Source organism: Aliihoeflea aestuarii, assembly GCF_024105665.1.
Classification (GTDB): domain Bacteria; phylum Pseudomonadota; class Alphaproteobacteria; order Rhizobiales; family Rhizobiaceae; genus Aliihoeflea; species Aliihoeflea aestuarii.
This window is the reverse complement of the sequence record NZ_JAAAMK010000008.1, coordinates 30,181-50,806: the sequence shown is the minus strand read 5'-3', so window position 1 is coordinate 50,806 and position 20,626 is coordinate 30,181. Positions and strand designations below refer to the sequence as shown.

Sequence of the window (20,626 nt, the reverse complement as noted above, 5' to 3'; positions counted from 1 at the left end):
CTGCTCTAACCGTGCACCTCATCTGCTCCTCTCCTCGTGGGGGTTCGACGCTCACCGTCTGCTTTGCGCTGCCCTATTCCAATACGCCCGCTTCGTCCTCTTCATTTGCAATCGGCGCCAATTTATCGCCTACCGCGCCTTGGCTCAGCAACCCGGCATCCTCAAGCGCTTCGATATCCGGCAGATCGCGCAGCGTATCGAGCCCGAACTGCTCCAAGAACTTTCGCGTGGTCACATAGGTGTAGGGCGCGCCGGGCTGGGGCGAGCGCGGTCCCGATGCGATCATGTCCAGCCGCCGCAGATGGCCTATGATGTCGCGCGATACCTCACGGCCCAGCATGTCGGACAGCGCCGCACGCGTGACCGGCTGGTGATAGGCGATCGAAGCCAGCACCAGCATCTCGCCTTCGGTTATCTCGGCGCCCGTGGTGGTGCCGCAGAAGGCGGCCTTCAGCACGTCGGCCTGACGCGGCCGCGTGCGAAACTGCCAACCGCCGGCGACGGCGACGATCTCGTAGGGACGCGGGGCCAGCTCGGTGACGATGTCCTCGATCAGCAGATCGATGCTGCAATTGCGGCCGACAACGCCCGCGAGCAGTTGTCGCGTGACCGGTTCGGGCGATGCGAAGATGACGGCCTCCACGCGCGTCATCCATTCGCGCCAGCGAAGGTCCGGCGGCAAGGCGTCGAGTTCGGTATCCAGAAGACCGGCATCGCGTGACGGACGGCCCATGGCTACAACCCGTACAGTCGGAAAGTCGACCGGCCGCTGAGTTCGCGCACGGCGTCGACTTTTTGTAACCGCTCGAACAGCCGGCGGCTGGCCCAGCGGGTCATCGCTCTGCTGGTGAAGGAACCGGACACGGCATCGTCGGACAGCAACAACGCAATGACGTCCCCTGCCCCCTTGGCGCGCAATTTCGGCGTGACCTCGTGCAGACGTTCGGCCTGCTGCGCAATACCGGCGGCGAGCTGGCAGGCCTCCGCCGCGCCGGCCGCGACGGCAAGGCAGATTGCCCGCTCAAAGCCAGGAGCATCGGGGCGCCCCCGGCGACGATCCGGACCGGTGCGAAGCACGTCCGCGTGGATCTGGGTCGCGAGCAACGGAACAGCCGGCGACCAACCCATGCGTCGGGACAGGGCAAGATCGGCCATCCACCAGGCCAGGGCTTCGGCCTTCGGGTCTTCGCGCATGATCGCCGTTGCGGCGCGCGCGGCGATTACCGGCGCGGGAGCCGCCGAGCGCACGCCGTCGGCAACCTCCTCGATGCACTCGGCAAAGACATCCGACCAGGTGATGCCGAGCAGATCGGCGACGGATTGCAGAACCCCGACCGTTGGCAGCAACGAACGGTCGGTGAGCTTTCGCCAAGCCAAAAGCACGTTGCCGGCTGGGCCCAGCTCGTCGCCGGGCTGGCGCAGATACCAGGCATCACGCAGGGCGGATTCGTCCTCGGTGTGGCGCATCAGTTTGACGCTCGCGGCGGCGGCTTTGAGGGCGAGCCGCTGCCGCCAGGCGCCGAGCCATGGCGCATTGTAGCAAACCAGGTTGTCGAGTGAATTCAGGGCACTGCCGGCCATATAGGCAGCCTCGACATCGCTGTCGATGGTGCTGCGCGGCACCGCCCAGGCCGGCACGCGCGGCAGCGGTATGATAGGATGCGATATTGGTGTGACTGGCCGATTCATTGCAGATCAGCCTACACGCAATGTGCGGTTTATGCGAGAATTATCAACAGAATCCGCACCGGCTGTTTGGAGATAAATACGACCGATAATGTTGCATTATCGATCGTTTGGAAATTGGCCTTCAAAGATGGCCGGCAGCCCGCAAATCCGCCGCGAACGTCGTCAGATGGAGCGCCAGCCGCAACGGCCCGCCCTGGGACTGGCCCTGCAGGCGCTCGGCGCCAAACGACGCGTACCAGTCCGCCGCATGCTCGGTCTTGGCGTCGATGATCAAAAGGATGCCGCCACCCTCCGCCACCAGCCGCAGGCACCGCCTAGCTGCGGCAACCAGCAGCTGGCCACCCAACCCCTGCCCCGCGACCGACCTGTCGGTGGCGATACGCGCCAGCAGAAAGCCCGGAACGTCGTGGCGCGCCAATCCCTTGGTCATCCGCGCCGGCACGGCTGCGTGGGCCACAGCCGACGGCGCGATCGAATAGAACCCGAGGATCCGCCCGGGACGGGCCAATTCTATCGCGCAATAGGTCTTGGTGGCGTTCTGCTCATGGCTCTGGCGCGCATAACGGGCCAGAAACGCGTTCATGTCCGCATCGCCGCAATCGAAGCCGCTCCGATCGTGCTCTTTGGCGATCGGCTCCTCATGCCATGCCGGAACGCTCATCGGTCACGCGGCAAAGCGGCGATCGCGGCGCGCAGCTTTTCGTTCGGCGGCGGCGGGTTGTCCAGAAGCTCCAGAATGCGCAGGAAATCCCGCTCCGAGACTTCTATCCTCTCGGCGCTCTCGATGACCGCTTCGGCCTCGCGCAAGGCCGCACGGGTGACGAACTCCGTCAAGTCCGCGTGCACAAGCGCGGCCGCCCGCATCAGCGTCGCCTTCTGCTGCGCCGCCACCCGCAAATTCATCCGTTCGTTCGCTTCAACCGCTGCCCGAGGCATAAGAACGTCCTTTACTCTCTCGTCCCTGATGTAGCTGAGCAGCGCCCGTGCGTCAAGTATATGTGTCTTAAAGGCGTACAAGCGCTATTAGCTGCCTGCGAAACAGCCATCAAACAGCCGGAAGGCACTCAACCAGCCGCGCGACTGTCTCGATCGCCCCTCGCCGTCGCCGGCCAAATCACGCTATAATCCCTGTCATGACCGACGACGCCGACAACCAGGACCCCAATGACCTGCCCGACATCGTCGATGTCGTCATGGAAATGGGCCGCGCGCCGGAGGGACCGTCGGCCGAAGCCTCGGCCCTCCGCTATGGCTCCGGGCGTTCGTCGCTCGAAAAGCCAAATCATTGGCTTTCCGCCGGCGATGCCGACCACTCCTCGCCCCCTCTCCCGGCCGTCGCCACGCCACGCCTGCCGGCGCATCTCGACGCGCTTGCCGGCCACGCCCGCGACTATGTCGAAGCAGCGAGCTCGGCTAACACCCGCCGCGCCTATGCCGCCGACTGGAAGCATTTTTCGAGTTGGTGCCGACGCCAAGGCGTCGAGATGTTTCCGGCCGATCCCCAGGTCGTCGGCCTTTACATTACCGCCTGCGCCTCGGGAAAGGCGACGGGCGTCAAGAAGCCGAACTCCGTCTCGACCATCGAACGACGGCTGTCCTCGCTGACCTGGAACTATGTGCAGCGCGGCCAGCCGCTCGACAGGAAGGACCGTCACATCGCCACCGTCATGGCCGGCATCCGCAACAAGCACGCCGCCCCGCCCCGGCAAAAGGAAGCGATCCTGCCCGAGGACCTCATCGCCATGCTGGAAACGCTCGACCGTGGCACCCTGCGCGGCCTGCGCGACCGCGCCATGCTGCTTCTAGGCTTTGCCGGCGGCCTGCGCCGCTCCGAGGTGGTCGGCTTGGATTGCGGCCGCAACCAGACCGAGGATTCTTCCGGCTGGATAGAGATCCTTGACAAGGGCATGCTCGTGACGCTGCGCGGCAAAACCGGATGGCGTGAGGTCGAGATCGGCCGCGGCTCGGCTGACGCCACCTGCCCGGTGGTCGCCCTGCAGACCTGGCTCAAGCTCGGTCGGATCGCGCACGGCCCCTTGTTCCGCCGGGTGACAGGGCAAGGCAAGGCCGTCGGCGCCGATCGGCTCAACGACCAGGAGGTCGCCCGTCTGGTCAAGCGGACCGTACTGGCCGCCGGCGTGCGCGGCGATCTGCCCGAGGGAGCACGTGGACAGCTCTTCGCGGGCCATTCTCTGCGAGCCGGACTCGCGTCCTCAGCCGAGGTCGACGAGCGCTATGTGCAAAAGCAGCTTGGACATGCGAGCGCCGAAATGACCCGCAAGTACCAGCGGCGGCGCGATCGTTTCCGCGTCAATCTCACCAAGGCATCAGGGCTCTGAAAAGCTCCCTCCCCTCCCCTGTTGCAGCCGTATGGGCAATCCCATATAGTCAGGATAGTCATAGTGGTCATGGAGGCCTACGATGCTATCTGCACCCAAAGAAGATACCAACTGGACCGTCGCAGGAGCCAAAGCTCGGCTGTCGGAGGTCATCGAGCGCGCACAGTCTGCACCTCAAACGATCACCCGGAACGGCAAGCCAAGTGTCGTTGTCGTCTCGGCCGAGGAATGGCAGCGCAAGACGGTGCGCAAGGGCACGCTTGCGGAGTTCCTTATGGATTCGCCGCTGCGCGGCACCGATCTCGACGTCGACCGTCAGCGCGACGAACCGCGTGATCTGCGGCTGTGAGGCTATTGCTCGATACGAATGTTCTCTCTGAGGTGACGAAGCCAGCCCCCGACCCGCGGGTTCTGGAATGGCTGGACCAGCTCGATGAGGACCGTTCGTTCATCAGCGTGGTGTCGATTGCCGAGATCCGGCGCGGCGTCGCCCTCATGGACGAAGGCCGGAAACGCGAGGCTCTGGCCGAATGGCTGGCGCAGGATCTGCCGCAGCGTTTTGAGCAAAGGGTTCTCCATGTAGACGAGCCGATCGCTTTAGCGTGGGGCGATCTGATGGCCCAGGCCAAGCGTCGCGGCCGCGGTCTGTCATCCATGGATGCCTTGATCGCCGCGACAGCGACCGCGAAACAGCTCACCTTGGCGACCCGCAACACGAGGGATTTCGAGGGGTTTGCCTTCGAGCTGTTCGATCCTTGGACCGCCTGAATCCCGTTCGAAACCCCGGCCATCTGGGAGGGCTGCGTGACCGTCTACGGCCTCCCCTCAGGCGCTAAGGGTCTTCTCGACCGGGCAAAGCGGAACCGCTTGTCCAGCAGGGACTGAGAGGCCATGATTGAATATGCGCGAACGCAATACCTATCGCGCCCCCTGACTTTAGCCGGATCGGCCGAAGGAAAGGTAAACGCCGGAGCGCGCATTCATGGATCCCAGGATCGTCGACAGCCGAGACGATTTCGCACAATGGGCGATCGATCGGACCAATGCGATCCTGACCGATCAAGGTTCGAATCTGGCCACCGCTTCGCGCCGCGGAGACGAAGCACAAACCCGCGAGACTGCTCACGCGCTTGGTCAAGCGATCGTGGATGCGCTGCTTGAGGCGTTCGACGGTCTCGTATGCGAAGAATGAGCCCATGGCTCGACCCACGCGCGCGACCGTACCACCGATCAGCCGTCTGTGGACACACCGATTCATCCGCCATCACGATTTCGGCCTACGCAGACTTCTGAGAAGCGCTTCCGACACCTCAAGTCGCCCTTCCCCCTCGTCACCATCATCCGCCGATCTGCCATGGGTCTGCGCTGCGGCCTTCTGGGTATCCAGTTTCGCGCGCAAGAGCGCCATCACCATTGGCCAGGCCGAGAATTTCCCGTCGCGGGCCCTGTCCGTCAGGCTGCGCAAATAGCCGCCGGCGCTCTTGATCTGATCGGCGCGCTGATAGATGGCAGCCAGCGTGATCGCCGCCTGGCGTTCGCCCAGCGCCTCGCAGGCCTCTCGCCAGGCGCTGGGGCTGACCCCCAGCATCGGCCGGGCGACCTCCGCCGCCGCCAAAAAGTCGCGCCAGTTGCGGATTTCGCCATCCTTGGCCAGCTCGCGCCAGCTTCCGCAGGCGTCCAGCACGATCCCCAAGGGCAACTCCCGCTTGGGCAAGCTGTGCAGGTTGTCGTTTTCCGCAGCGTTGCCGGTCGCTTCTTCGTTATTTCCTGAGCCGCTTTCAGATTCAGAGATGGAGTCTGGGTTTGAATTCTGTATGTGGCGACCGGAATGGGACTCATTGGCGTCCGGATTCTGTGTTTTCGTGAAAGATTCCAGCACGTCACGAACTTCGATCCAGAGCAGATCCAGGTCCTCGCAGATATCCTCGAGGAGTTGCCGGGGAGCGGTTCGAGGGAGCCGGCCGATAATCCCTTGATAGGTTCGGGTCATCTTGCCCCAATTGCCTGGAACCCCCTCCTCGAGGCCGGCGTCGATCATCTTCACGATGTCCCGGCGCAACAATGTGAGGCGCTCCCTGGCAGCCCTGTAGGCGCGCTTTTCGGTCTGAACCGTCTCAGCCAGCTCGGCGAACTCCCCGGCTCGCGCGACGATCGGCGACAGATCGAAGCCGTAAGCCTGTTCGATCTGCCCGCCCCTGCCCTTGCGCGCAAAGCGTTTGCCGTTTGGGCTGTCCCGGCGGATGATCAGCCCGCAATCGACCAGGACGGCCAGATGACGCCGTAATGTTGTCGCCGGCATGCCGTTTGCACGGGCCATGAGCTGCTCGTTCGATGGCCACACGACGAGTTCGCCATCGGCCGAAAGCTCCATATCCCGATGGAAGGACAGCAACGCGTTGAGGATCGCCAGTGAGCGATCGGTGGCGCCGATCAAATCCTTGGCTTCACGTATGAATTTGAAGACATGCCATTTCTGAACGCTGGCGCCTTCCGGCATGGCGTTTGCTGCGACCTGGCTGGCCATCATGGCGAGCGTCATCGGCCGCCGCCCAAAGGGCGTCGTTGTGATATGCGTCTGCATCTTCTCTCACCTGTCGTTAGGCAAAAGAAATCCGCTCGCCGAAACAGCGCCGAGACTCTTGACAGTGATTCGCGGATTTGCGATTCTCGATCTTGTCAGAGAATACGAGAAGGGCTTCCGCGCGGTGACGTTCGGGGGCCTTTTTCTTTTGCTGGTTCGATCTCCGTTATCTATTTTCCGACTTCCTGAAGGCCTCGTAGAGGCTGTCCAGATTCCTGGCGAGCCATTCGCCAAAAGGCTTTGCTCCCTTGTCCTTGAACTCGAGCGAGAGACCGCCTGCCCCGGGATTGACAGCGACTACGAGCGATCGATCCTCTGGAGCCCAGTCCTTCGATCCAGGAATGACACGTGCTTTTCTCGGGGTTCTAGTGCTCTTTAGAAAACTCAAAAGAAGATTGAACCCTTGCTCGCTGTCTTGAGCTTTGGCGAACTCGTCGGCCTCGACAAACTCGACCGATCTTTCCGCGTTCGTCGGATTCTGAACCAGCTTCTTCAGTTCTTCCCAGCGGTCTCGGCCGACTCCCTTGGCAGCACCAACAGCGCTCAGAACGGGTTTAGGTATCCCCCCGGCGACAGACAACATGCGCGAGAGCAGCGTATCATCCACAGTCAAAGCAGACTTGATGGTGGACCTGGTCATTCCTTGGTCGAGCAATCGCTGCGCGAACAACGCTTTCTCGATAAATGACAGATCGGACCGGGCGGTATTTTCCTGGCCCTGCGCAATTACGTGTTCGATATCGGCGAGCGGCTTGACCACCGCTCGGACCAGAGTCCCGAGTTCTCGCGCTACCTTGGCCCGACGATGGCCGAACACGATCATGTACCGGCCCGCAGCATCAGGATGCGGACGCACCAAGATCGGCGTCGATTGGCCAGACTGCTTGATGGCCTCTCGCAGCTGTGCGTACTCTTCATCGCTTTCGTCAATCCGGTCGGAGACGAATGAGCTATCGAGGTCAGCTGGATCCAGCGAAACCACTGTTTCACCTGCAAGCATCTTCATGCTGCTCTCGGCAAGTTCGTCGAGAGACTGCCGCATCGAACGCGATGCACCCTTCCTCGTATACTCGGATCGAGCTTCCGACGATGATTGTGATCTCTCAGCATTCAATGAAGCTGTCACGCTTGCGAGGAGGTGTTTTCTAGCCATTCGCACACCGAGGATGACCTGTGAACGTGTTGAAATTGTAAGGCGAATTGCCGATCTGCACGGCTGTCAAGACAATCATCTGCGCCCCCACGCCTTGTGAACAAGGGAGACGATTTCCGCATTTACGGCGTTCAAGCTCTCAATCGCTCGCTCATATGTCGTGCGAGTAAACTGACTTTTCTCGACCTCGTAGAGGGTTTGCTTCGTAATCCCCGCATCGGAGACGGCAGTGGACTTGAGCATCTGATTCTTCAACATGCGCTTGTTGAAGAGCGCCTGCAGGAAGCCCACCATCTGGGCCTGAGGGCCATCGGTGGGCTCGTAGCGCGTAACCAAATAGCGAAACCACTTCAGCCGGACAGTGGCCCCGGCTTCCTTGATAGATTGAAGAATGCCGCCAAGCATTAGCAGGAACTGGCTCATCGACATGACATCGAGCATCTGTGGATGCACAGTGATAAGAACGGATGTCGACGCCGTCAGCGACGTTAGAGTGAGGTAGCCCAGTTGTGGCGGGCAATCGATCACGACGACATCATAGCGATCGTCGACTTCGCCAAGTGCGGTGGAAATGCGCGTAAAGAACAAGCGGCCTTCTGGCGAATTTCGATTCGATGCCGCCAACGGCGTCTCGTACTCGTACTCCTGGAGCTCTAGATTGGCAGGCACGATATCGAGGCCAGGAAAGTTCGTCGGGCGGATAACCTCCTTAATCGACTTTCTGTACTCGTCATACCGTAGCGCTTCATAAAGCGAGAGGTTCTTGTCGAGTTCGGGCTGCACGCCGTGAAGCGCAGACAATGACGCCTGGGGATCTAGGTCGATCACCAGCACGCGATGCCCGGTCAGCGCCAGATACTGCGCCAAATGGGCGGCGGTCGTAGTTTTACCGCTGCCGCCCTTAAAGTTGACCACTGAGATAACCTGAAGCGGCTCGCCAAGTCGACGTTGCGGCACATAACGCTTAAAGTCCGAACGGCCATGTTTGTCGAGGTAGTGACGCAGTTCCAACATCTGCTGTGCTGTATATGAACGACGACCGGAACTTGAGACGTCCGGGGCAGGACCCTTGCCCTCGAGGTGCAGCTTCTTAATATGGTTCTGCGTAACTCCAAGAAACTCTGCCACCTCGGCCGACGAGAACCGCCGCAGTCCCTTCAATGCATCGGGAGGATACTGTTCAAGCCGCAGCATGTTCAGTTTGTCGGAAATGAGCTCTCCTTGCTCGAGAATCTCCTCGTCGAACTCAAGCTCAACATCGATCTCTGGCATCACATTCATCGGCGCCTATTTCCGGAATAACGCTTTTCCGCAGCGAACTGCATCGTAAGCGTGATTAATGGCCGATTCGGACGATCCAGCAAGAAGTTTTTCGTTAACAGAAAGTAACCGTCATCCAACGGCATACGGCGCCCTGAGACAACCGGACAAGGCTTCACTGAGAACGCCCTCATCCGCGCAATGACCATGCAAACGACGCGGAGCGAGTATCGCGCCGGGCCTATGCTGCTGAAATGGCAGCAAAACTCTTCGCATTGCACGGCTGTCAACTCCACCTCATTCGTGACAATCGAAGGGCTCGATCGGAATTGAAACCCGGACTGACGTACCTTTGGAATATTCCGAACTTAGCACCAGCGTCCCGTTGAAAGCCGCCGCCATCTGCGTACAGCCTGTCAGCCCCAACCCGGTATGTGAGCCCGCGCGTGTAGAAAAGAACGGCGTTTTCGCCCTCGCCACTACCTCGGCCGACATTCCCGGGCCGTCATCGACAATCTCGACCACCAGGTCGCGCCGCTTGGAGAAACGATGATCTTTGACCTTCGCGGCGACGGTGATCTGGCCCTTCTGCTGGGCTCCAAGCGCGGCCTCGGCATTCTGGACGAGTTCATCGAGGATCAGTCGCATGGGCGCGGCCGGCACCTGTACCTGAGCGGCGTCCGGGCTGACGCGCATATGAAGTTTGCAGGAACCGATCGCGCTTAGCTGATCGAGAACCGTCGCCAGACTTTCCCGTCGGGTATCCCTATTTGCATACGCTATTGTGCCGAGGCCGTTTGTGATGGCTTCCAGCTGCTGGACCGCTTCTCTCGCCGGCATCAGCATCTCGGGGTTCTTTACGTTGTCTTCGTCCTGGTAGCCCAGAAACAGCTTCAAGGCGGTGACACGCGACCGCGTCATGTGCGCGTAGAGCGAAGAGAACGACCGCAAGTGCTGTTCCTGCCGTCTTGCGAGCGCATTTCGCAGATGGATGATCGCATAGCCGACGGCGGCGAGTACCAACGCAACCGCAAACAGGAACCTGTTTCGTGACGCCGCTTCTTCAATGTGAGCCGTCGTGTTCAATGTCTCGGCATGCGCAACCGCGGTGCCGGAAACCTCGAACATCCGCTGTTCCAAATCGGGCATGACCTGAAGCGCGCCCTCGAAGTCCGTGCTGCCCTCGAGTATTGGATCGAGATAGTCGCTTGCCACGGCCTGCAAGCCGCGCAGTAGCTCGACATCGCGGTCGCCGAGAAATTTTGGGGCATATTCGAGCTTTAGCAGCTGGTCTACATTCGCATTGAGCAGGAAGACCTGGCGTTTGAGATCAGCTTCCATCCGGCCGGTCGCCGCCGCCAGGCGCAGCTCGCCGTGGATACGAGCAAGATGCTCACGGATCTGCGTCGTCCGCCACTGAACCTCGTACGTCTGACTATAGTTCAGGTCCGATTCGGCACGATACTGTTCGGATCGGACGAAGGCACCGCCGCAGAGAAGCAGCGCGATACCCAAGCTTGCGAAGGGGAGGGCGGCTTTGAGCCCCGGCGCATACCCCCTCATTCCACCGGCCTGACGGCCACGACGAACCAGACCCAGATCGAATTGCGGGCGGGTACATATTCCGCAGGGAGCTGATCATAGGGCCAGACGAGAAAGATCGGTCCCTGCTCCTCGGGAGATAGCGGCGTGAACTCCTGATCTGACTTGCATCTACCAGCCCGTACGTCCGCGCTCACGCAGGCGCGGTCGATCGCAAAGATCGGCTGGTAGCTCTGGATCTCCTTGAGCAGGATCTCCGAGGTGAAATTGTCGTAGGCGATGAACTGCACCGACTTTGCGGAATCCAGGCCGTGCTTGAGCAGAACGTCGGCGATCCTCGGTCCCCGGAAACTGATGGCCTCACCTTCCTTGGTCCACGGAGTTCGTGTTTCGATCTCGACGTTCTTGAAATCCGAGCGCAGCCGCTCGACGGGATATCGATCAGAAACCGTCCGCTGACTACCCTCGATGGTCAGAATGCTGGGATCAGAGTAGGCAGCGATGGCCGTCGATGCGAAGGCTAACAGCCCCGAGACGGCGCTGAGGAATGTTTCACGTCGCATGGGCAACCTCCGCATCGAATTGCCTTTCCCCGTCATCGACCGAGTACAAGACACAGGGGCCACTCGACCCCCGAGGATCGTAGATCAGTTCCTTGCGCGCCATGGCCGCGGTGATCGTCTGAACGCCTGCCAGGCCGTAGAGGTGGTCGTGCAGCTCGAGGAACACACGCTCTATCCCCGGCAGTGACGCGTTCTGGAGCAGGTCCAGTTCGGCTCCTTCCACATCCATGACCAGGACGTTGATGCCGTGCTTCGCTATGAAGGCATCGATATCCCGCGACGTGATCTCGATGACCTGCTGGTATGGCCCTTGGTCGGCAAACCCCGACGACATCCAGAAATCCGATCGCCGGAAGAAGGAAACCTTCTGGGGAGGTCCTGCGGCGAGGATACCGTTTGAGAGCAGGACATTGCCGTTGCAATTCAGCTCAATAACGCGTTGGGCAAGCTGGGTGGTCTGCGGATCGGCCTCGAAGCTCCAGACGCGAACGTCGTCGACCGACGCTATGATCGATGTGATGACTCCCAACCCGGCGCCAAGTTCGAGGACACGATCCCCGGGTCGAATCGCACGAGCAATCCGTCGCGCCTCGTTGGCCTCGTAGCTGCCGCTCCGCAATGCTCGCCAGATTTCGGCGGAAACTTCGTCGGGAGAGATCGGCACGCGCACGCCGTGGACGGTGAGTTCGGTCATCCGTCAAAGCCCCTTCGGAAGGCGGCCCAGTTTCAGCAGCTTGGCGCGCGCCTGCTTATAGTATTTCTCGGCGCTTGCCGGGTTGATCCCGGTCTTGCCCGACATGGTCTCGAAGACTTCGCGGCGCTTCGTTCCCGCCTTGCGGCGCATCATCATAGCGAGAATCTCGTCTTCACGCGGGGTTAGGGTAGGGAAGCGCACATCCGGCTTCGCGGCGTCCAGCTCGGACAAGCGGATCGGCGTCTCGCCCCTGTCAATCTGCTCGAGGACATTGCGCAGCTCGCCTGGCGCCAACCCGGTCTTGCAAACATAGCTCCTGGCGCCGAGCAATCGGCAGGCCAATGCCTCGTCCTCGTCATCCGAACCGGTGACGACGATATGTGCGGCGTCCGGTGCGGCCTCAACAATCGTCTCGACCACGTGAAGTCGATCATGACGCGAAGTGGGATCGAAGCCTGGCAAGCCCGGGTCCGTAATGACAAGGTCGAACCGATCTTGCTCGAGAAGCTGTCTTGCCATCGGAAGGGTTTGGGCGCCGGCGACATAACAGTCGCGCAGCCCCGCGCGAAGTTCGGTCATGAGGGCCAGGCGCATCAGATTCTGGTCTTCGACGACGAGGGCTCGGTGCATGAGTCGGTCTCCCGATCAATCGAGTTACCCCGCCGCCCAGCACGATGCATAAGACCGCATATTCGCGCTGGACAAAAGGGGATGAGGCCATCCCCCTTCGCCAAAAACGGGAGGCAAATGCCCCCTTTCAATCAAACTTGATTGCTGAGAGTAAGATTCGGCACGCCTCGCACGATTTGGCAAACCTTCGCATGCGGAGAAGGCTATTGTGAAGAGAACCGGATGCCTATCAAGTTGAACGGTCGGGTGGTTACCATCCGACAAGCAGTATCGCTGCACAACAGAACGCGTACGACTGCGAATCGGCTGAACGGATATTCACGAATGCCATGGTCGATTCTGCTCTATCCTCTCGCCCAGCTCAACCGGCTACGCGGAAAGACCGCATTGGAAGCTGTGGTTGCTCTTGATCCAGCGGATTGCGAGGAGGCGCGCGAGAAGCTCATTTACCTGATGGCGCTCATGTCCTCGAACGCTGTCACCCTGCCGCCGAGCGACGTCCAACGCGCTATTCTGACCCTGCGTCCGTTCAAGTCGGACCTTGGCGACGCTCTCTCCACCGGGCCTTGTGGGGACCGCCATCGAGATTGGCGAAGACCCGCCTCCGATATCTAAGTTTACCAGCGCGACAACACAATCGGATGTGTAACCGGACGGGTCAAAGTGTCGTGACGACTATCGGCGCAGGCTGAACCAGTGTCGCGTGACATTGCCGTCATCGTGCCGGATGTCGAAATAGTATGGGTCTTCGCGGAGCGGCCGGGCCGTGGTGACAGTTTGCTGGCAATCGTCACGGCCACCGAAGCCTGAGGGGCAGGTGTCCCGCACCTGCACGCAAAGGTCGGGCTTACCGCCGCGGTGGTCCTGGTTGCTGTAGCCGATGTTCCAGCCTGCCGGGCAATCGTCATAGGCTTCATAGCCCGGTTTTCCTGTCCCGGCTTCGGGGCAGGTCGGCCAGGAAAATCCCCAGTTGCCCATCGCCGAAATCAGGCGATACATCGGAGCGTGGCACGCCGGTACGCCGCGCCAGGACGGGTTCGAGGATGACGCACACAAGAGCACCTCGCATCCCCATTCACTCGCCTCAGCACGGTCCGGAAACCACATCCACGTCGCCACGGCGAGGATTGTCGCTGTCGCGGTCAGCCTGACTCCGTTCATGGGGACGTCTCCTTCGATCAGCCTATCGATCTGTCCGCTTGGGGCGCCTGCGCGCATCTTCGAACGGCGGAGAGATCTCGCTTTCGCGTTCGGCAAGCAGGTTGAAATCCGCGATCGGTCGCCGGGACAACGTCCGGTCCACGGCCTTTGCGCGCCATTCCGGCATATCGAGCACATAGGTGGCCCACATGCCATGCCGGGCGGACATCGCGTAGTTCTGCCAGGCGTCATACTCGGCTGGCGCCCGCGCGATCGTACGGGCCCAGCCGACCCGTAGCATCTCGAGGGCAAGATCACGGCCACGCATGGTGCAGCGGCCGAGAAGGGCGCCATCGACATCCTTCGCCAGAACCGAGCAGGTCACCTGGGCGTTGCCTACTGTCCGTTTCAACCACGCCTTCGCCAGAGGCCCGCACGGCACCGGCTTCGGGATCGCGCTTTCGCCGTGGCGGCGAGGATCGTAGGCCCATTGCGGCAGTTCACAGCTGTCGATCGAAGCCAGTCGTACCTTGTGCCGGCTCATCGGGAACCAGAGCGTTCTGCCATCGATGACAGATGTCCGGCCGTCGATTCGTATTGCCTCGCTCAGTTCGGGAACCGAGTTTGCTTCGACGGAAGATCGTCTTTGATCGCGCAGGAGGTCCGCCGCATGGGCTGGATAGGCCTGGGCGGCCAGCAGCAAAGCCGCGACGGTCGACTTGACGGCCGCTGACGTCATGGCGACGTTCCTTCACCGGCCGCGCCTTGTCCGAGCAGGAGCGCCGGGTGCTGGACACCGTCGAATTGCCAGAGACCGGCCTTCTTTTCCCGGGCGGCCTGCTCCACCACGGCGTAAGGCGTGTGATGGGGCAGGCCGCGTTCGTCCAGGGACGCGAAAGCAAACCCGGAGGAGATCATCAGATTGGCCAGATCCAGCCTGTCGGCGCCGATCGTTGCGTAGCAGGACACGAAGACCGTTCCGGCCGATTGCGCGACCTTCGCACAGACGGGATGTGTATCTGCGATGTAGGCGGCCAACACGGCCAAGGAGGCCTCGCCACAGTCGCGACGAGCGCCCGAATTATCGATATAGGCTGTACCGCGCAGACAGGCCTGCACGCCGAAGAGACGGAAATGTCGGCCGCTGTCCTGCCAGCTGTCTCCGCTTTCGAGCGTCACGCCTGGTTTCAGCTCGAAGTAACCCTCCGGCGGTGTGGCCGTTGCCGGCGTCAAACCGACGGTCAGCGACAGGAAGAGGGCAGGGGACTTCATTGGCCGGCAACCCTTGGATCCGCCCACATGCCGTAGCCGCGACGACCGATGTCCTCGGCCTCTTTCAGATCGGCTCTTGTGGGTGTCCCGTCCGCCCGCTTTGCGATGCGGTGAGTGCCGAGCGAGACCAGCTGCTCCTCGAACATGTCGATCGAGTCGAGGCTGCCCGGGTAGTTGTAGTAGCCGTAGCAGGTTGCGTCCTGCGCCTGCGCGCCGGACTCGCTGACAAAGGCGCGGCAGTAGATCACACGGGGCGACTGGAGCAGCGTTGCCAGACCCTGGCGAGCGTAGTCGTCACAGGACCCGGCAAATCCTTCCTTGCGATTGACCATGTCGCCCGCGCAAGGCTCGATCCCGTAGAGGTGCACCGTCAGATTCGCGTCGACGCGGAAGTCAGTAGGCGACACTGCCTTGAATCCGGAAGCCGACGCATAGCCTTTGCGCTCCGACACGTTCCCCTGGCCGTCGTAATATTCCATGACCAGGACGGTCTTCCCGGGTGCCGCGAGCGAACGAACATAGGTTTCGTCCACCGGCCCGGCCGCATAGGCCGGCAGGCATGCGCCGATCACCGCCAGGCAACTGGCCGCTCGTTTCAATGCAATCGCCTCCAGGTTGTCACCTTGCTCGACATTGACCTGCCTCCTCTCTCTTTGCAAGAAAAAATCACAATCAAATTGACATTGTTTTTTCTCTCGCCTAACCATTCCTGCATCTGTCGTGACAAGGCTTTGGATGCGGACCCATGGCGATGCAGGCAAAATCACCGTCGATAGCGCCGATCCTGGCCGTGACAATCCTCACGAGCATATGCGTTGCCGCGGCCAAAGTAACATTGGCTTCAGAACTGTCCTCGCGCCTGGCATTCCAGCCGGTCGAGACAGGCGAAAATGGACAACAACATGATGATGTTCCGTCGTCCGCTGACGCCGTGGCCGAAGCACGCTGGGCGCGGCTGCCTGACGACTACGTGCTGGGAGAGGGTGGTCAGATAGTTCCCCAAAACCAGGCGCCCGAGCTGATCGGAGTGCCAGCAGCCGAGGTCGTCGGGCTCGAATCCCGCGGCAGTCATTTTGATAGTGGTATTCAGCCTGGCACGCCGGAGTGCGGGCCGTCTCCGGCAACGCCTGCTGAGATCACCCGCCTCGTGATCGAGGCGGCAGAACGGCACGATGTCGATGCGGGATTCGCCGTCGCGGTTGTGACCGCCGAAAGCCGGCTCGATCGGCTGCGCAATTCGCCCAAAGGCGCGCGTGGACCCATGCAGCTAATGCCGGCGACGGCCGAGCGATTCGGTGTGACCGATATCTGCGATCCCGAAGAGAACATTGATGGTGGGGTCCGCTACCTGCGCGAACTAGCCGACGAATTCCGCAATCCGCTTCTCGTTGCCGCCGCTTATAACGCAGGCGCGGGACGCGTGCGCGACTATGGCGGCATTCCGCCCTTCAAGGAAACGCTCGGATACGTCGCCGAGGTCCTCAACATCCAGATGGGTCCTGAGGGCAGCGGTGCGACTGCAAGCGAGCCGCGTGACGTTGTTGATGAGCAGAAATCTACCCCTGCCAGCGGAGTCATCACGTCGCGCGAACGCCGCCAGTGGATCGGCGGTGTCATGCATTTCTAGCCGGAGGTCATCATGAACGACGTTTCCTATTCGCCTGCTGCTCGGCCCATCCCAATGCCAATTGCATTCGTCACGATGCTGGCCATCTGTCTGCTGTTTGCAGAGCCGGCATTGGCGCAATCCTCTGGCGCCTTTGCGCCGCTGGAAACCGCGGTCCAGATGATCGTGGATTTCATCACCGGGCCGTTCGGACGGCTTCTCGCCATCATCGCGGTGATCGCGCTCGGCTTCCTTGCTTTCGCCGGCCGCCTCTCCTGGTTCACCGCCGGCGCGGTCGTGCTCGGCATCGGCCTCGTCTTTGGCGCGCCGGCGATCGTGGACGAGATGATCGCGGCCGTGGGGAACTGAGCCATGGGCGAGGTCACCGACGAACAACCCCATCTGACGCCGCTGGTGATCGGTCTGACACGGCCGCCAATGATGTGGGGCATCCCTCTCAATGCCTTCTACATCATCGTCGGCTTCACGCTGATCGCCTTCCTCGTGAGCACGAGCTTCTGGTCGGCGCTGATCGCGCCGCTGATCTATCTCGCGCTCTTCGCCTTCTGCAGCCGCGACATCCGGATTCTCGATCTCGCGCAGGTCGTCGGTCGCCGCACACCTCGGACGCCCAACCGGCTGTTCTGGCGCACCAACTCCTACGGGCCGTGATCATGTTGAACGTCGTCATCGAAGAGCTTGGATTTGGACGTGAGAGCCGGCGCGAACGGCCCATGTCGATCCACATCCCGTATCTGCGCCATGTCGCCGACGCCGTGATCGGCCTCGAAAGCGGGGCGATCCTTTCGGTGATCAAGCTGGATGGTTTGTTCTTCCAGACCGAGGACCAGGCCGAGCTCAACATGCGTGCGGCCGTCCAGAACACGCTGATTCGAGCGCTCGGCTCGAGCCGCTATTCGCTCTGGTCGACGGTGATTCGCAAGGAGGTCAAGCCCTGGATCGGCGGGATCTACTCGGACCCGTTCTGCGATCTTCTGAACACGCGCTACGTGGCATCGTTGCGCGACAAGCGCATGTTCACCAACGAACTCTACCTCACGATCGTCCGTTCCGGAATGCGCGGCGCGCTCGGCGCCGCCGAAGGCTTTTCAAGACTGCTCGACCGCTCCTCCGGCAAGGAGGTCCTTGAGCAGCGGCTGCACGAACGCATCAACGAACTCGAAGAGATCGTGGGCAACGTCACGCGTGAGCTGCAAAAGTACGGCGCGCGTCCGCTTGGCGTCGTCTACCGGGACGGCGAGCCCTATTCGGAACCCTGCGCCTTTATCAACACGCTGCTCACCTGCGGCATCGCGCGCGATATGCGCCTGCCCCGAATGGGCATCCGCAGCTATGTCGGCACGTCGCGGCTACACTTCTCGAAGCGGGCGTTACAGGCGCAGGGTCCGACCGAGGCGGAGAATCGCTTTGGCGCGATGATGTCGATCAAGGAATATCCTCCGTTCTCCGGACCTGGGATGCTCGACGGGCTCCTGCAGATGAATCACGAGTTCATCTGCACCCAGTCGTTCACGCTTGCCGACAAGCCGATCGCGCAGGAGCGCATTTCCCGGCTACAGCGTCAGATCCATGCATCGGATGAATCGGGCAGCACCGTCGAGACCGATATCGATTTCGCGCTGAACAGCCTACTCAACCAGGAAGCCGTCTTCGGCTATCACCATTTCAGCCTGCTGTGCCTGTCGCGCGATCTCGCTGGGCTCGACAAGGCCGTCGCCGAGCTCGGCTCGTGTCTCACCGACATGAACATCAACTGGCTACGCGAAGACCTTAACATGGAGGCTTCGTTCTGGGCGCAACTGCCGGGCAACCACGCCTACATCGCGCGTTCCTGCATGCTGTCGAGCGCGAATTTTTCGGGTTTCTCGTCGCTGCACAACTTCGCGACAGGCTCGGCTAGCGGCAACCACTGGGGATTGCCGATTTCGATCCTCGAAACGACGTCGCAGACGCCCTACTGGTTCAATTTCCACCAACGCGATATCGGCCATTTTTTGGTAACCGGACCGACCGGGTCGGGCAAGACCGTGGCGCTGACCTTCCTGCTTGCGCAGGCCTTTCGGATCTCGCCTGAGCCGCGGGCCGTCTTCTTCGACAAGGACCGCGGCGCCGAGATCTTCATCCGCGCCGTCGGCGGCGATTATGAGGTGCTCCAGCCAGGCGTTGTCACCGGTTTCAATCCGCTGCAGCTCGAGAACAACGCCACAAATCGCGAGTTCCTGCATCGGCTTCTCAAGGCCATGCTCGACCCGGCCGACGGCCACGGTTTTTCCCAGGAAGAAGAGGACACGCTGGAGCGCGCGATCGGGCGCATCTGCCAGGAGCCGGTCGAACAGCGCACGCTCGCCAACCTGTCCGGCCTGTTGATGGGTCGCGCGCGCTCCGACGCCAACGATCTTCAGTCACGTCTGCGTCCATGGTTCGAGGGCGAGAAGGCCTGGCTCTTCAACGCGCCGCAGGACGTCTTGTCGTTCTCGGGCCGCCGAATTTTCGGCTTCGACATGACGCACATCCTCGACAATCAGGATGTGCGTACGCCGGCGCTCATGTACCTTTACCATCGGCTGGACGAGCTGCTCACCGGCGAGCCGGTTCTCATCTTCATGGATGAGGGCTGGAAGCTTCTCCAGGACCCGATCTTCTCCAACTACATCGTCGACAAGATGAAGACGATCCGAAAGCTCAACGGGATCGTCGGGTTCGGCACACAGTCGGCGGCCGATATTGCGCGCTCGCCGCAATCGCACACGCTGATCGAGCAGTCGGCAACCAATCTGCATTTCCCGAACCCACGCGCAGATGAGGAAAGTTACATCCGGCGCTTCGGACTGACCGCCAAGGAATACGCCTTCATTCGCAACACCCCGCCTGAGCGGCGGACGTTCTTGATCAAGCACGGAAACGACTCGGTCATCGCCCGATTGGATCTATCCTCAATGCCGGACCTCGTGCGCGTGATGTCCGGCCGCAAGGAGACGATCGAGCAATGCGCAGCACTTCGCGCGCAACTCGGTGACGATCCGGCGAAGTGGCTGCCTGTTTTCTGCGGCTGGGAGGTTCCAGCATGATTCGGCCTGTTTCCATGCTTTTGGTGTTTGCAGCATCACCAGCGCTTGCTGACATTCCGACGATCGACAATACGGTCCTCGACCAGCGCGAGGATCGCGACCGGAAAACCGGCGAGATCGAGAAGGTCGATGAGGAGCGCTACGTCAACAATCAGAGCGTGACCTGCTCAATGTACCGGCCAGGCCGAAAGGATGATCCGGTCGCAGCGGCGAATGCCAATCCGGCGATCGCCGGCCTCGTTCGTCGGATCGCGCGGGAAGAAGGTGTCGACGAAAACCAGTTCCTGGCGCTCGTTTACCAGGAAAGCCGTTTCAATCCTTGTGCAAAGTCCGGTGCCGGGGCGATCGGCCTCGCCCAGCTTATGCCGGGAACCGCCGGCGACCTTGGCGTCGATCCCTACAATATCGATCAGAACCTGCGCGGCGGCGCGCGCTACTACAAGCAGCAGCTTCGAAAGTACAACGGCAATGTCTCGCTGGCGCTTGCCGCATACAATGCCGGCGCGGGGAACGTGAACAAATATGGCGGCATCCCGCCGTTCAAGGAGACGCAGGGCTATGTCGCCAACATAACCCGGAAGTGGCTGCCTGCCTTCGGCGGCTCCGACAAATCGGGCATTCCGGTCAACTATGGCGGTGGCGGCGCCTATGCGGGCGCCCGGACCAGCACCATGATCGCAATGGGCCTGACCGCGGCGATCGGAGAGGGGTCCGGCGATGTCACGTCCTGGCTGACGCAACTTCGCGACATGAGTTCGGGCACGATCCAGGACAGCTGGGATCACAATTCGGGCGCGCACAACGCGAACATCGAGCTCATCAATCGGCTGATCCTGCTCAGTACGGCCTTCGCCGATCTCACCAATTCCACCAACGCCATGACGCTAGGCGACCTGTCCGGCACAAACCGATCGACCCGGTATGAGACGGGCAACGAAGGCGACGATCGGCCAGTGGCTGGCTTCTGCGACGGGCGCGAAGGCTTTGTCTGGGACGCCGACGCGAAGGCATGTGTTCAACACATCGACGCGCAGGCGCAGCTGCTCCTCGATATTCAATGATGGAGAT

The 20,626-nt window shown here is 61.3% G+C and carries 25 protein-coding genes; 10 read left to right on the top strand and 15 right to left on the bottom strand.

Going from position 1 to position 20,626, the window contains the following annotated elements; genetic code table 11:
* Positions 1–73 precede the first annotated feature (73 nt).
* From scpB to GTW25_RS15340, 4 genes are all read right to left on the bottom strand, one after another.
* Positions 74–733 carry an SMC-Scp complex subunit ScpB gene (gene scpB, locus GTW25_RS15355; RefSeq protein WP_252913129.1) on the bottom strand — a complete coding sequence of 220 codons (660 nt, stop codon included), beginning with the start codon at positions 731–733 and terminating at the stop codon, positions 74–76.
* Between the two features lie 2 nt (positions 734–735).
* Complete coding sequence (locus GTW25_RS15350; RefSeq protein WP_252913128.1) at positions 736–1,689, bottom strand: DUF1403 family protein; 954 nt, start codon at positions 1,687–1,689, stop codon at positions 736–738.
* A gap of 121 nt (positions 1,690–1,810) precedes the next feature.
* Entirely contained in the window at positions 1,811–2,350 is a 540-nt protein-coding gene (locus GTW25_RS15345) for a GNAT family N-acetyltransferase (RefSeq protein WP_252913127.1), read from the bottom strand.
* Complete coding sequence (locus GTW25_RS15340) at positions 2,347–2,625, bottom strand: type II toxin-antitoxin system TacA family antitoxin (RefSeq protein WP_252913126.1); 279 nt, start codon at positions 2,623–2,625, stop codon at positions 2,347–2,349. Before GTW25_RS15340 ends, GTW25_RS15345 begins: the two co-directional genes overlap by 4 nt.
* A gap of 197 nt (positions 2,626–2,822) precedes the next feature.
* On the opposite strand from GTW25_RS15340, the gene GTW25_RS15335 reads away from it, so the two are divergent.
* From GTW25_RS15335 to GTW25_RS15320, 4 genes are all read left to right on the top strand, one after another.
* Positions 2,823–4,028, top strand: a complete 1,206-nt coding sequence (locus GTW25_RS15335; RefSeq protein ID WP_252913125.1) for a site-specific integrase — start codon at positions 2,823–2,825, stop codon at positions 4,026–4,028.
* 82 nt (positions 4,029–4,110) lie between these two features.
* The gene (locus GTW25_RS15330) at positions 4,111–4,377 is read left to right on the top strand and encodes a type II toxin-antitoxin system prevent-host-death family antitoxin (RefSeq protein WP_252913124.1); all 267 of its coding nucleotides are present in this window, start codon (positions 4,111–4,113) and stop codon (positions 4,375–4,377) included.
* A complete protein-coding gene (locus GTW25_RS15325; protein WP_252913123.1) occupies positions 4,374–4,796 on the top strand; it encodes a type II toxin-antitoxin system VapC family toxin in 423 nt (140 codons plus the stop codon). Before GTW25_RS15330 ends, GTW25_RS15325 begins: the two co-directional genes overlap by 4 nt.
* A gap of 214 nt (positions 4,797–5,010) precedes the next feature.
* Positions 5,011–5,220 carry a hypothetical protein gene (locus GTW25_RS15320; protein ID WP_252913122.1) on the top strand — a complete coding sequence of 70 codons (210 nt, stop codon included), beginning with the start codon at positions 5,011–5,013 and terminating at the stop codon, positions 5,218–5,220.
* A 72-nt stretch (positions 5,221–5,292) separates the two neighbouring features.
* On the opposite strand, the gene repC is transcribed toward GTW25_RS15320, so the two are convergent.
* The 7 genes from repC to GTW25_RS15285 form a co-directional block, all read right to left on the bottom strand.
* On the bottom strand, positions 5,293–6,609 hold the full coding sequence (gene repC / locus GTW25_RS15315; protein WP_252913121.1) for a plasmid replication protein RepC: 1,317 nt from the start codon (positions 6,607–6,609) through the stop codon (positions 5,293–5,295).
* A gap of 166 nt (positions 6,610–6,775) precedes the next feature.
* A complete protein-coding gene (repB, locus tag GTW25_RS15310) occupies positions 6,776–7,762 on the bottom strand; it encodes a plasmid partitioning protein RepB (RefSeq protein ID WP_252913120.1) in 987 nt (328 codons plus the stop codon).
* A gap of 75 nt (positions 7,763–7,837) precedes the next feature.
* On the bottom strand, positions 7,838–9,043 hold the full coding sequence (gene repA, locus GTW25_RS15305) for a plasmid partitioning protein RepA (protein WP_252913119.1): 1,206 nt from the start codon (positions 9,041–9,043) through the stop codon (positions 7,838–7,840).
* 276 nt (positions 9,044–9,319) lie between these two features.
* Positions 9,320–10,537: a sensor histidine kinase gene (locus GTW25_RS15300; protein WP_252913118.1), complete on the bottom strand. Its 1,218-nt coding sequence runs from the start codon at positions 10,535–10,537 to the stop codon at positions 9,320–9,322.
* Between the two features lie 44 nt (positions 10,538–10,581).
* Positions 10,582–11,127, bottom strand: coding sequence for a putative pterin-binding protein (locus tag GTW25_RS15295; protein WP_252913117.1), 546 nt, complete (start codon positions 11,125–11,127; stop codon positions 10,582–10,584).
* Complete coding sequence (locus GTW25_RS15290; protein ID WP_252913116.1) at positions 11,117–11,821, bottom strand: FkbM family methyltransferase; 705 nt, start codon at positions 11,819–11,821, stop codon at positions 11,117–11,119. Before GTW25_RS15290 ends, GTW25_RS15295 begins: the two co-directional genes overlap by 11 nt.
* Before the next feature lie 3 nt (positions 11,822–11,824).
* Positions 11,825–12,451, bottom strand: coding sequence for a response regulator (locus GTW25_RS15285; protein WP_252913115.1), 627 nt, complete (start codon positions 12,449–12,451; stop codon positions 11,825–11,827).
* Between the two features lie 324 nt (positions 12,452–12,775).
* Here GTW25_RS15285 and GTW25_RS15280 point away from each other — a divergent pair, with 324 nt between their 5' ends.
* The gene (locus GTW25_RS15280) at positions 12,776–13,066 is read left to right on the top strand and encodes a hypothetical protein (RefSeq protein WP_252913114.1); all 291 of its coding nucleotides are present in this window, start codon (positions 12,776–12,778) and stop codon (positions 13,064–13,066) included.
* A gap of 60 nt (positions 13,067–13,126) precedes the next feature.
* Here the strand turns inward: GTW25_RS15280 and GTW25_RS15275 are convergent, their stop codons facing one another.
* The 4 genes from GTW25_RS15275 to GTW25_RS15260 are packed head-to-tail and all read right to left on the bottom strand — an operon-like array spanning position 13,127 to position 15,441.
* Positions 13,127–13,612 carry a hypothetical protein gene (locus tag GTW25_RS15275; RefSeq protein ID WP_252913113.1) on the bottom strand — a complete coding sequence of 162 codons (486 nt, stop codon included), beginning with the start codon at positions 13,610–13,612 and terminating at the stop codon, positions 13,127–13,129.
* Between the two features lie 22 nt (positions 13,613–13,634).
* On the bottom strand, positions 13,635–14,330 hold the full coding sequence (locus GTW25_RS15270) for a thermonuclease family protein (RefSeq protein WP_252913112.1): 696 nt from the start codon (positions 14,328–14,330) through the stop codon (positions 13,635–13,637).
* Positions 14,327–14,863, bottom strand: coding sequence for a thermonuclease family protein (locus GTW25_RS15265; protein ID WP_252913111.1), 537 nt, complete (start codon positions 14,861–14,863; stop codon positions 14,327–14,329). The genes GTW25_RS15270 and GTW25_RS15265 overlap by 4 nt, the downstream gene beginning before the upstream one ends.
* Entirely contained in the window at positions 14,860–15,441 is a 582-nt protein-coding gene (locus tag GTW25_RS15260; RefSeq protein WP_252913223.1) for a hypothetical protein, read from the bottom strand. The genes GTW25_RS15265 and GTW25_RS15260 overlap by 4 nt, the downstream gene beginning before the upstream one ends.
* 167 nt (positions 15,442–15,608) lie before the next feature.
* Between GTW25_RS15260 and GTW25_RS15255 the strand changes: the two genes are divergently transcribed.
* Genes GTW25_RS15255 through GTW25_RS15235 form a run of 5 tightly spaced genes read left to right on the top strand, consistent with a single transcriptional unit; the run spans position 15,609 to position 20,619 of the window.
* Complete coding sequence (locus tag GTW25_RS15255) at positions 15,609–16,490, top strand: lytic transglycosylase domain-containing protein (RefSeq protein WP_252913110.1); 882 nt, start codon at positions 15,609–15,611, stop codon at positions 16,488–16,490.
* A gap of 54 nt (positions 16,491–16,544) precedes the next feature.
* Complete coding sequence (locus tag GTW25_RS15250; protein WP_245414201.1) at positions 16,545–16,838, top strand: TrbC/VirB2 family type IV secretion system protein; 294 nt, start codon at positions 16,545–16,547, stop codon at positions 16,836–16,838.
* Between the two features lie 3 nt (positions 16,839–16,841).
* On the top strand, positions 16,842–17,141 hold the full coding sequence (locus GTW25_RS15245; RefSeq protein WP_252913109.1) for a VirB3 family type IV secretion system protein: 300 nt from the start codon (positions 16,842–16,844) through the stop codon (positions 17,139–17,141).
* 2 nt (positions 17,142–17,143) lie between these two features.
* Positions 17,144–19,558, top strand: a complete 2,415-nt coding sequence (locus GTW25_RS15240; RefSeq protein WP_252913108.1) for a VirB4 family type IV secretion/conjugal transfer ATPase — start codon at positions 17,144–17,146, stop codon at positions 19,556–19,558.
* Positions 19,555–20,619: a lytic transglycosylase domain-containing protein gene (locus GTW25_RS15235; RefSeq protein ID WP_252913107.1), complete on the top strand. Its 1,065-nt coding sequence runs from the start codon at positions 19,555–19,557 to the stop codon at positions 20,617–20,619. Before GTW25_RS15240 ends, GTW25_RS15235 begins: the two co-directional genes overlap by 4 nt.
* The last annotated feature ends 7 nt before the right edge of the window (positions 20,620–20,626 follow it).

Bases quoted from the DNA above. Each gene is read 5' to 3' on its own strand.
- scpB (WP_252913129.1), bottom strand. From the start codon at position 733: ATGGGCCGTCCGTCACGCGATGCCGGTCTTCTGGATACCGAACTCGAC.
- GTW25_RS15350 (WP_252913128.1), bottom strand. From the start codon at position 1,689: ATGAATCGGCCAGTCACACCAATATCGCATCCTATCATACCGCTGCCG.
- GTW25_RS15345 (WP_252913127.1), bottom strand. From the start codon at position 2,350: ATGAGCGTTCCGGCATGGCATGAGGAGCCGATCGCCAAAGAGCACGAT.
- GTW25_RS15340 (WP_252913126.1), bottom strand. From the start codon at position 2,625: ATGCCTCGGGCAGCGGTTGAAGCGAACGAACGGATGAATTTGCGGGTG.
- GTW25_RS15335 (WP_252913125.1), top strand. From the start codon at position 2,823: ATGACCGACGACGCCGACAACCAGGACCCCAATGACCTGCCCGACATC.
- GTW25_RS15330 (WP_252913124.1), top strand. From the start codon at position 4,111: ATGCTATCTGCACCCAAAGAAGATACCAACTGGACCGTCGCAGGAGCC.
- GTW25_RS15320 (WP_252913122.1), top strand. From the start codon at position 5,011: ATGGATCCCAGGATCGTCGACAGCCGAGACGATTTCGCACAATGGGCG.
- repC (WP_252913121.1), bottom strand. From the start codon at position 6,609: ATGCAGACGCATATCACAACGACGCCCTTTGGGCGGCGGCCGATGACG.
- repB (WP_252913120.1), bottom strand. From the start codon at position 7,762: ATGGCTAGAAAACACCTCCTCGCAAGCGTGACAGCTTCATTGAATGCT.
- repA (WP_252913119.1), bottom strand. From the start codon at position 9,043: ATGAATGTGATGCCAGAGATCGATGTTGAGCTTGAGTTCGACGAGGAG.
- GTW25_RS15295 (WP_252913117.1), bottom strand. From the start codon at position 11,127: ATGCGACGTGAAACATTCCTCAGCGCCGTCTCGGGGCTGTTAGCCTTC.
- GTW25_RS15290 (WP_252913116.1), bottom strand. From the start codon at position 11,821: ATGACCGAACTCACCGTCCACGGCGTGCGCGTGCCGATCTCTCCCGAC.
- GTW25_RS15285 (WP_252913115.1), bottom strand. From the start codon at position 12,451: ATGCACCGAGCCCTCGTCGTCGAAGACCAGAATCTGATGCGCCTGGCC.
- GTW25_RS15280 (WP_252913114.1), top strand. From the start codon at position 12,776: ATGCCATGGTCGATTCTGCTCTATCCTCTCGCCCAGCTCAACCGGCTA.
- GTW25_RS15275 (WP_252913113.1), bottom strand. From the start codon at position 13,612: ATGAACGGAGTCAGGCTGACCGCGACAGCGACAATCCTCGCCGTGGCG.
- GTW25_RS15270 (WP_252913112.1), bottom strand. From the start codon at position 14,330: ATGACGTCAGCGGCCGTCAAGTCGACCGTCGCGGCTTTGCTGCTGGCC.
- GTW25_RS15265 (WP_252913111.1), bottom strand. From the start codon at position 14,863: ATGAAGTCCCCTGCCCTCTTCCTGTCGCTGACCGTCGGTTTGACGCCG.
- GTW25_RS15255 (WP_252913110.1), top strand. From the start codon at position 15,609: ATGGCGATGCAGGCAAAATCACCGTCGATAGCGCCGATCCTGGCCGTG.
- GTW25_RS15250 (WP_245414201.1), top strand. From the start codon at position 16,545: ATGCCAATTGCATTCGTCACGATGCTGGCCATCTGTCTGCTGTTTGCA.
- GTW25_RS15245 (WP_252913109.1), top strand. From the start codon at position 16,842: ATGGGCGAGGTCACCGACGAACAACCCCATCTGACGCCGCTGGTGATC.
- GTW25_RS15240 (WP_252913108.1), top strand. From the start codon at position 17,144: ATGTTGAACGTCGTCATCGAAGAGCTTGGATTTGGACGTGAGAGCCGG.
- GTW25_RS15235 (WP_252913107.1), top strand. From the start codon at position 19,555: ATGATTCGGCCTGTTTCCATGCTTTTGGTGTTTGCAGCATCACCAGCG.